A 7,884-nucleotide genomic window follows, 5' to 3' on the forward strand; every position below is an offset into this window, starting at 1 on the left:
GACGACGAAACCCACCGCCGGCACCGTGTGCGACACCCGGAACGGGGTGATCGACAAGGCGCCGAGCTTCAGTACAGTGGCCGGCACCAGCGGTTCCAGCACGATCAGCGGATGTTCGGCGTCCGGCAGCGCGGTGAAATCCGGCCACACCTTCCAGTTGAAGATGTGCTCGCGCAGCACCGCCAGCGCGTCCGGAATCGCATGCACCTTGAGCGGGTGATCGATCTCGCCGAACAGGTTGTCGGCCATGAACGCCAGGCCGCAGATGTGATCGAGATGGGCGTGGGTCAGCAGCACGGTCTTGATCGCCGCGAGTTCGGCCGGCTGGAGATCGCCGACGCCGGTGCCGGCGTCGATCAGCAGCGCGCCGTCGATCAGCAGGGTCGTGGTCCGCAGACCCGGTCCGATACCGCCGCTACATCCGAGGATCCTGATCTGCATTGCGCCCAGCAGTGAGTTCGGACGGCAAATCTAGCACGCGCGTTTTCCTTGTCGGACGCGCCGATGCCGGCCGTTGTTCCGAGGCCGACTGCAGCACGTTACTATCCAGTCAGCCGATAACGAACGCCCATGTCCCTCACTTTCAGCCTGATTGCCGCCATCCTGTACGCCATCGCCGGCTGGCGTGCGCTGCGTATCAAGGTCGAGGGCGAACACCTGGTGCTGACCGTGGCGCTGCTCGCCCACGCAGCCGCGCTCAGCCAGCAGGTGATCGCCGGATCGAACCTGGTGATCGGCATTGCCGAATCGCTGTCGATGCTCGGCTTCCTGTCGTCGCTGATGCTCTGGGTGTTCTGCTTCCGCGAGCCGCTGCACGCGCTCGGCGTGGTGCACTACCCGGTCACGGCACTGTGGGCACTGGCGCCGGCGTTCTTCACCGACCACGGCCATCCGATTCCGTTGGCGGACTGGAAGATCGGCCTGCACATCATCTTTTCGCTGCTCAGCGCCGGGCTGCTGACCCTGGCCTCGATTCAGGCGATCGCCACGCTGAGCCTCGACCGCATGCTGCGCAAGCCGGCGAACATCATGGTGCTGCGCCGGCTGCCGCCGCTGCAGACGATGGAAAGGCTGCTGTTCCAGCTGATCTTCTTCGGCTTCTTCCTGCTGTCGCTGACCCTGGTCAGCGGCATGTTGTTCGTCAACAACCTGTTCGCCCAGCATCTGGTCCACAAGACCGTGCTGAGCTTCTGCGCCTGGCTGACCTTCGGCATGCTGCTCTGGGGCCGGATGCGTCACGGCTGGCGCGGCCGCACCGCCGTGCGCTGGGCACTGTCCGGTTATGCCGTGCTGGTGCTGGCCTATTTCGGCTCGAAAGTAATCCTTGAACAGGTGCTCGGGCGCAGCTGGTACTGAGCCCTGAGGACGCCGCAATCGGGCAACGGCTTGACACGCCACCCCGCCTGTCCGGTTTAATGCAACTCGGGAGGTCAAGGGTTTCCAGTTGGACGACAAGACATTAGTAGCGCTGCTGATCCTGCTGGTCTTCCTGCTTCTGCTTTCGGCGTTCTTCGCTGGATCGGAAACAGCGTTGATGGCACTCAACCGCTATCGCCTGCGCCACCTGGCGAAATCCGGTCATCGCGGTGCCAAGCTTGCTGAAAAACTGCTGGAGCGGCCCGATCGGCTGATCGGCATGATCCTGCTCGGCAACATAGCCGTGCATTCGGCGTCCACCGCGATCGCCACCATCATCACCCTGGAGCTGTACGGCAGCGCTTGGATCGCCGCCACTACTGGCGTGCTGACGGTGTTCATCCTGATCTTCGGCGAGATCGCCCCGAAGACGCTCAGCGCGCTGCACCCGGAAAAGGTCGCGATCCCGTCCGCGTACATCTACACCACGCTGCAGTGGATCGTGTACCCGGTGGTCTACGTGGTGAACGTGCTGTCGAACGGCGTGCTGCGGATGTTCGGGGTCAGCCCGGAAGATGCGGCCGCGCACAGCCTGTCGAGCGAGGAGTTGCGCTCGGTGGTGGCGGAAGCCGGCGCCATGATTCCCGAACGCCATCAACGCATGCTGCTGTCGATCCTCGATCTGGAAAAGGCCACCGTCGAGGACATCATGATTCCGCGCAACGAGATCGTCGGTATCGACATCTCCGAGCCCTGGGAAAAGATCCGCGAAGTGATCGTCGCCTCCAGCCATACGCGGCTGCCGGTGTTCGATGGCTCGATCGACGACCTCAAGGGCATCGTCCATCTGCGCAAGGTGCTGCGCCTGACCGTGCAGGACAATCTGGCGCTGGACACCCTGATGACCCTGGTCCGCGATCCTTACTACATCCCCGAAGGCACGCCGCTCAACCAGCAGCTGCTGAACTTCCAGGACCAGAAGCGGCGCATCGGTTTCGTGGTCGACGAGTACGGCGATATCCAGGGTCTGGTGACGCTCGAAGACATCCTCGAAGAAGTGGTCGGCGAGTTCACCTCGGACCCGGCGACGCGGGTCAAGAACGTCTATCTCGATGCCGATGGCAGCGTGCTGGTGCACGGCTCGGTGACCATCCGCAGCCTCAACCGCTCGCTGAACTGGAAGCTGCCGACCGGAGGACCGAAGACCCTCAACGGTCTGGTCATGGAGCAGATGCAGGAACTGCCGCGCCCCGGCGCGCGGCTGGTGATCGGCGGCTACCAGGTCGAGATCACCGATATCCGCGCCAACGCCGTAAAGAGCGCGCGGATACGGCCGATCGCGGTGACGGCGTCCTGAAGCTGTCGGGCGCACAAGCTGCCCGGTAGACTTCACCCGGGGCTCACGCAGACGCCCTCTGTACCGACGATCCTCGTCCAAGTTCTGCTCCAGCACGGGCTCAAGCCCGACGGAGCCTTGTGACTACTCTTCCTGAAAATTCGACCGTGATCGCCGAAACGCTGCCGCGCCCAGCCCCGGTGTCATTCGGGGTAGCGCTACGCTTCTGGCTGTGGCTCGGCTTCGTCTCGTTCGGCGGCCCGGCGGGGCAGATCGCGGTGATGCATCAGGAGCTGGTCGATCGTCGCCGCTGGATTTCCGAACGCCGTTTCCTGCATGCGCTGAACTACTGCATGGTGCTGCCCGGCCCGGAGGCGCAGCAGCTCGCGACCTACATTGGCTGGCTGTTGCACGGTACTCGCGGCGGCATCGCAGCCGGAGCGCTGTTCGTGCTGCCGTCGCTGGCGATGCTGATCGGCCTGACCTGGGCCTATCTCGCCTTCGGCCAGGCGCCGGTGATTGCCGGCGTCCTCTACGGCATCAAGCCGGCGGTGACCGCAATCGTCGTCCAGGCGGCCTGGCGGATCGGCAAGCGGGCGCTGCACAACGCGGCACTCTGGGCGATCGCTGCCGCAGCCTTCATCGCGATCTTTGCGCTGCATCTGCCGTTTCCGCTGATCGTGCTCGGCGCAGCCGCGCTCGGCTTCATCGGCGGGCGCATTGCTCCGGAACGCTTCAAGGCCGGCGGTGGTCACGGCGGCATCAAGGGTGGCGGCGCGCCTTGCCTGATCGATGACGACGCCGTCGTGCCGCACGCCGTGTATCGAACCGCAGGCTTGATCACGGTGCTGCTCGTCGGCCTCGCGCTCTGGGCTTCAGTCTGGCTGGCGCTGGTCGCAACACTCGGCAGCGACAATCCGATCACCCGGATGGCGACCTTCTTCTCTGGCGCTGCGCTGCTGACCTTCGGCGGCGCTTACGCGGTGCTGCCCTACGTCTTCGAATCCGCCGTCAATCAATTTCGCTGGCTGTCAGCCGGCCAGATGATCGATGGCCTCGCGCTCGGCGAAACCACGCCCGGCCCGCTGATCATGATCGTCGCCTTTGTCGGCTTCGTTGGCGGCTGGCAGACCGATGCGCTGGCCTCGGCACTCGGCCCCGGCCATCTGCTCGCTTCGGCGACCCTGGCCGCCTGCGTGGCGACCTGGTTCACCTTCCTGCCCTCGTTCGTGTTCATTCTCGCCGGCGGCCCTTTGGTCGAAGCAACACGCAACGATCTGCGCCTGACCGCACCGCTGACCGGCATCACCGCCGCGGTCGTCGGCGTGATCCTCAATCTGGCGCTGTTCTTCGCCTTCCACGTGCTCTGGCCGCATGGCTACCCGCAGCCGTTCGAGTGGCCTGCGGCGCTGATCGGCGTTGTTGCCCTGATCGCGTTGCTGCGTTATGGCCTCAGCGTGCCGAAGCTGATTGGCCTCTGCGCGCTGGCGGGGCTGGCGATCGAGTTCGGGCTGCGCTGAAGCTCGATCGGCAACGGAAGCGAGCCCTCAGATCGCGTCCAGCGCCTGCGTCAGCCGCTGCACCGCAATCACTTCCAGATCGAGCTTGACGTTCTTCCGCGGCTTGTTCGCCTCCGGCACGATCGCCCGCTTGAAGCCGTGCTTGGCGGCTTCCTGCAGGCGCTCTTCGCCGGCCTGTACCGGGCGGATTTCGCCGGCCAGGCCGACTTCGCCAAATACCACGGTGTCGTTCGGCACCGGCTTGCCGCGAAAGCTCGACAAGGCGGCGAGCAGCAGCGGCAGATCGGCTGCCGTTTCCTGGATGCGCATGCCGCCAACGACATTGGCGAACACGTCCTGATCGCCGAGCGCGATGCCGGCATGGCGATGCAGCACGGCGAGCAGCATCGCCAGACGATTGCCTTCCAGGCCCAGCGCCACCCGGCGCGGATTGCTGCCCTGAGTCGCATCGACCAAGGCTTGTACTTCAACCAGCAACGGCCGCGAGCCTTGCCGGGTGACCGTGATGACACTACCCGGCACCGGCTGTTCATGGCGCGACAGGAACAGCGCCGATGGATTCGACACTTCCTTGAGACCGACATCGGTCATCGCGAACACGCCCATCTCGTTGACTGCGCCGAAGCGGTTCTTGACGGCGCGAACGATGCGATAGCGGCTGCCGACGTCCTGCTCGAAATACAGCACGGTGTCGACCATGTGTTCGAGCACGCGCGGGCCGGCGATCGCGCCTTCCTTGGTGACGTGGCCGACCAGCACGATCGTGCAGCCCTTGCCCTTCGCATAACGCACCAGTTGCGCGGCGCATTCGCGCAACTGGGAGACCGAACCGGGCGCGGCGTCCAGCGCATCGGTGTACAGCGTCTGGATCGAATCGAGCACGACGAAGCCGGGCCTGGTGCGAGTCAGCGTGTCGAGGATGGTTTCCAAGCCGGTTTCGGCGAGCACCGGCAGGTCGAGCCTCGGCAGACCCAGCCGCCGCGCACGCAAGGAAACCTGGGTCAGCGATTCTTCGCCGGTCACGTACAAGGTGTTGACCCGGCCTTCCAGCGCCGCCAGCGCCTGCAGCAGCAAGGTCGACTTGCCGATGCCGGGATCGCCGCCGATCAGGATCACCGCGCCCGGCACGATGCCGCCGCCGAGCACGCGATCGAGTTCACTAAGGCCGGTCGGCACCCGCTCGGTGTCTTCACCGGTGATCTCGTCGAGCCGGCGCACCGCGCTGCGTTCGACCGAGAAGCTGCCGGCGCGGGCCTTCGGCTTCGAGGTTGTGGTCTCGACCAGGGTGTTCCACTCGCCACAGTCCGCGCACTGACCCTGCCACTTCGGCGCGTCGGCTCCACAGGCGTTGCAGACGTAGCGCAGCTTGGCGGCGCCCGGGTTCAGCGATTTGGCCATCGTCAGACGTGCTTCGGTGTCAGTTCGAAGAAGATTTGATCGGCGCACGCAGCAGCACGATGACCACCGTGATCAAGGTCACCGCGCCCACCACCGCCGGCAGGAACGCGGCAGCACCGGCCCAGTTGCCTTCGCCGAGGCGATTGGTGCCCATGGTCAGGCCGTGGTTGTAGCCGAACATGCTGAACACGTAGAAGCAGAAATTACCCCACAAGGCGATCAGCACACCCCAGCGCACGGTGCTGGCCTGGCTGTCACGGAGCACGAACAGGCGCACGACCATGCCGAGCACGATCGCCATGATGCCGTTCAGCAGCATGCCGAGATGCACGGCGCGCCAGCCGGCGACGGTGCCCGGCAAGTCGTATTCGATGAAGATCGGAATCGGCGAGAACGACAGGCCGCCAATCATCTTGAAGGTCAGCATGAAGCCGCCAATCAGCGCAACCAGCATGCCGGCCAGGCCGTTCTTGATCAGGACTGCGGATGTACGTTCAACCATGGTGCTTCTCCCCTGTTTGTCGTTGTTTGGGTTGTTGTGTTGGTTTGTTCGCCAGTTTGCCCTACGCTCCGTCATGAGGAGTCATAAAAAATAATCAGAGGTGCGTCATGGCAGAGCTTGCGAAACATCCGATGGATGATTTTCCGGTCAGGCCGCTGCGATTCCCGCTAGGCCCGGACCAGAACGTCGACGTGGTCTGGAGCCGGACCAAGCCGGAGTTCTCGGTATTCCTGAATGCGCTGGCGATGCATGTGCCGCATTTCGAGCGATATCTCGTTGCCACCATGCGGATTGCCCGAGAGCAGATCACGGACGAACGCCTGCGTCAGCACGTCACCCGGATCATCGGCCAGGAAGCCAATCACTCGCGCAATCTGCTGGCGTTCAACGATGCGCTGCGCAGCCGCTATCCGGACATCGTCGCGATCGACGATGCCTCGATCGCCTGGTTCAAGCAGCACACGGACGAAGACACGCTGAAGAAAAGAGTCGGCTTCACTGCCGGCTACGAAACCTTCACCTTCCTCGCCGGCATGATCATCCTTCGTCATCACGATCGCTGGTTTGCCGATGCCGATCCGACGATGAAAGCGGTCTGGGTCTGGCACCAGGTCGAGGAGATCGAGCACGGCGCCGTCGCCTTCGAGGTCTGGAAGTACCTGTACGGCCGTCACGAGTGGTATCGCAAGGCGATGGTTCTGAAAGCCGCGCTGCATATCGCCCAGGAAACCATGCGCCTGTATCCGCGCATGGCCCGTCATGAAGGCTGGCTGCGCTCCCCGTGGAAAGCCCTGAAGACCCTGGCCTTCTGCGGCGAAATGCTCGGCCGTCTGTTCATTGCCGCGTTGCCGGTGTTCCGGGCCAGCTACCACCCGCGCCGTCATCCGATCGCGACCACACGCCAGGACCCGATCCAGATCGCCTGGCGGCGCTATGAAGCCGACGGCGGCGATGTGCTCTCGATCGATCACGCCAAGATGGCGGCGATGATGCGGGTTCCCGAAGAAGCCTGAGTCCGGCATTGCTGCCGCCCGGCTTCCCGCCGGACGGCAGTGTTCATCGACAAGGCTGACAGACCGCCCCCGCGCGGCCATAATCCGCCGCCTTGAGTACCCCGCCGTCCCTGCCGATCCTGCTGTCCCCGCCGTTGCCCGCGGAGGCTGGCGCACGCCTGCACTGGGCAGGCCTGCCGGGTGCCTCGGCAGCGCTGGCGATTGCCGAAGCTGCGGCCCGTCATGACGGCCTGGTGATCGCGGTCACCGCCGGCGAGCAGCACGCCTACAAGCTCGAAGAGGAGCTGCGCTTCTTCGCCAACGCGGCCTTGCCGGTGATGCACTTCCCGGACGCCGAGACGCTGCCGTACGACCCGTTCTCGCCGCATCAGGAAATCCTCTCGGATCGCCTGGCCGCGCTGTATCGCCTGCCCTCGCAGACGCGCGGCGTGCTGATCATCACCGCCGGCACCTTGCTGGAAAGACTGCCGCCGCGCAGCTGGCTCGATGGCCGCGCGCTGCTGCTGAAGGCCGGCGACAAACTGCCGCCGCACGCTTTCCGCGAACGCCTGATCGCCGCCGGCTACCAGAGCGTGTCCGAGGTGCAAACCCAGGGCGAATTCGCGGTGCGCGGTGCCTTGATCGACGTGTTCCCGATGGGCGCTTCGGACGCCTATCGCCTCGATTTGTTCGACGACGAAGTCGAATCGATCCGCGTCTTCGATCCGGACACCCAGCGCTCGACCGAGAAGGTCGGCGAAATCCGCCTGCTGCCGGCCC

At 64.7% G+C, this 7,884-nt stretch carries 7 protein-coding genes and 1 pseudogene; 5 read left to right on the plus strand and 3 right to left on the minus strand.

The features are described from left to right. Positions 1-441, minus strand: a 441-nt coding sequence (locus tag QZY06_RS08490) for a 3',5'-cyclic-nucleotide phosphodiesterase (RefSeq protein ID WP_295682836.1), incomplete at its 3' end; no start/stop codon positions are given. A 129-nt stretch (positions 442-570) separates the two neighbouring features. On the opposite strand from QZY06_RS08490, the gene QZY06_RS08495 reads away from it, so the two are divergent. From QZY06_RS08495 to chrA, 3 genes are all read left to right on the plus strand, one after another. Further along, positions 571-1,356, plus strand: coding sequence for an inner membrane protein YpjD (locus QZY06_RS08495; protein WP_295682838.1), 786 nt, complete (start codon positions 571-573; stop codon positions 1,354-1,356). A gap of 88 nt (positions 1,357-1,444) precedes the next feature. Next, complete coding sequence (locus QZY06_RS08500) at positions 1,445-2,713, plus strand: HlyC/CorC family transporter (RefSeq protein WP_295682841.1); 1,269 nt, start codon at positions 1,445-1,447, stop codon at positions 2,711-2,713. Positions 2,714-2,859: 146 nt separating this feature from the next. After that, positions 2,860-4,212 (plus strand): chromate efflux transporter, encoded by a 1,353-nt coding sequence (gene chrA / locus QZY06_RS08505; RefSeq protein WP_295682843.1) that lies wholly within the window; start codon positions 2,860-2,862, stop codon positions 4,210-4,212. Between the two features lie 27 nt (positions 4,213-4,239). On the opposite strand, the gene radA is transcribed toward chrA, so the two are convergent. Then, complete coding sequence (gene radA, locus QZY06_RS08510; protein ID WP_022975510.1) at positions 4,240-5,610, minus strand: DNA repair protein RadA; 1,371 nt, start codon at positions 5,608-5,610, stop codon at positions 4,240-4,242. A gap of 19 nt (positions 5,611-5,629) precedes the next feature. Beyond that, positions 5,630-6,112 (minus strand): hypothetical protein, encoded by a 483-nt coding sequence (locus tag QZY06_RS08515; RefSeq protein WP_295682848.1) that lies wholly within the window; start codon positions 6,110-6,112, stop codon positions 5,630-5,632. Between the two features lie 107 nt (positions 6,113-6,219). Here QZY06_RS08515 and QZY06_RS08520 point away from each other — a divergent pair, with 107 nt between their 5' ends. Together QZY06_RS08520 and QZY06_RS08525 are read left to right on the plus strand one after the other, a co-directional pair. Further along, positions 6,220-7,125, plus strand: coding sequence for a metal-dependent hydrolase (locus QZY06_RS08520; RefSeq protein ID WP_295682849.1), 906 nt, complete (start codon positions 6,220-6,222; stop codon positions 7,123-7,125). 92 nt (positions 7,126-7,217) lie between these two features. Then, a pseudogene (locus tag QZY06_RS08525) lies at positions 7,218-7,884 on the plus strand (transcription-repair coupling factor); the annotation flags it as partial.

The sequence above is a fragment of the uncultured Nevskia sp. genome, from assembly GCF_903885465.1.
GTDB lineage: Bacteria > Pseudomonadota > Gammaproteobacteria > Nevskiales > Nevskiaceae > Nevskia.

Bases quoted from the DNA above. Each gene is read 5' to 3' on its own strand.
- QZY06_RS08515 (WP_295682848.1), bottom strand. From the start codon at position 6,112: ATGGTTGAACGTACATCCGCAGTCCTGATCAAGAACGGCCTGGCCGGC.
- QZY06_RS08520 (WP_295682849.1), top strand. From the start codon at position 6,220: ATGGCAGAGCTTGCGAAACATCCGATGGATGATTTTCCGGTCAGGCCG.
- QZY06_RS08495 (WP_295682838.1), top strand. From the start codon at position 571: ATGTCCCTCACTTTCAGCCTGATTGCCGCCATCCTGTACGCCATCGCC.
- radA (WP_022975510.1), bottom strand. From the start codon at position 5,610: ATGGCCAAATCGCTGAACCCGGGCGCCGCCAAGCTGCGCTACGTCTGC.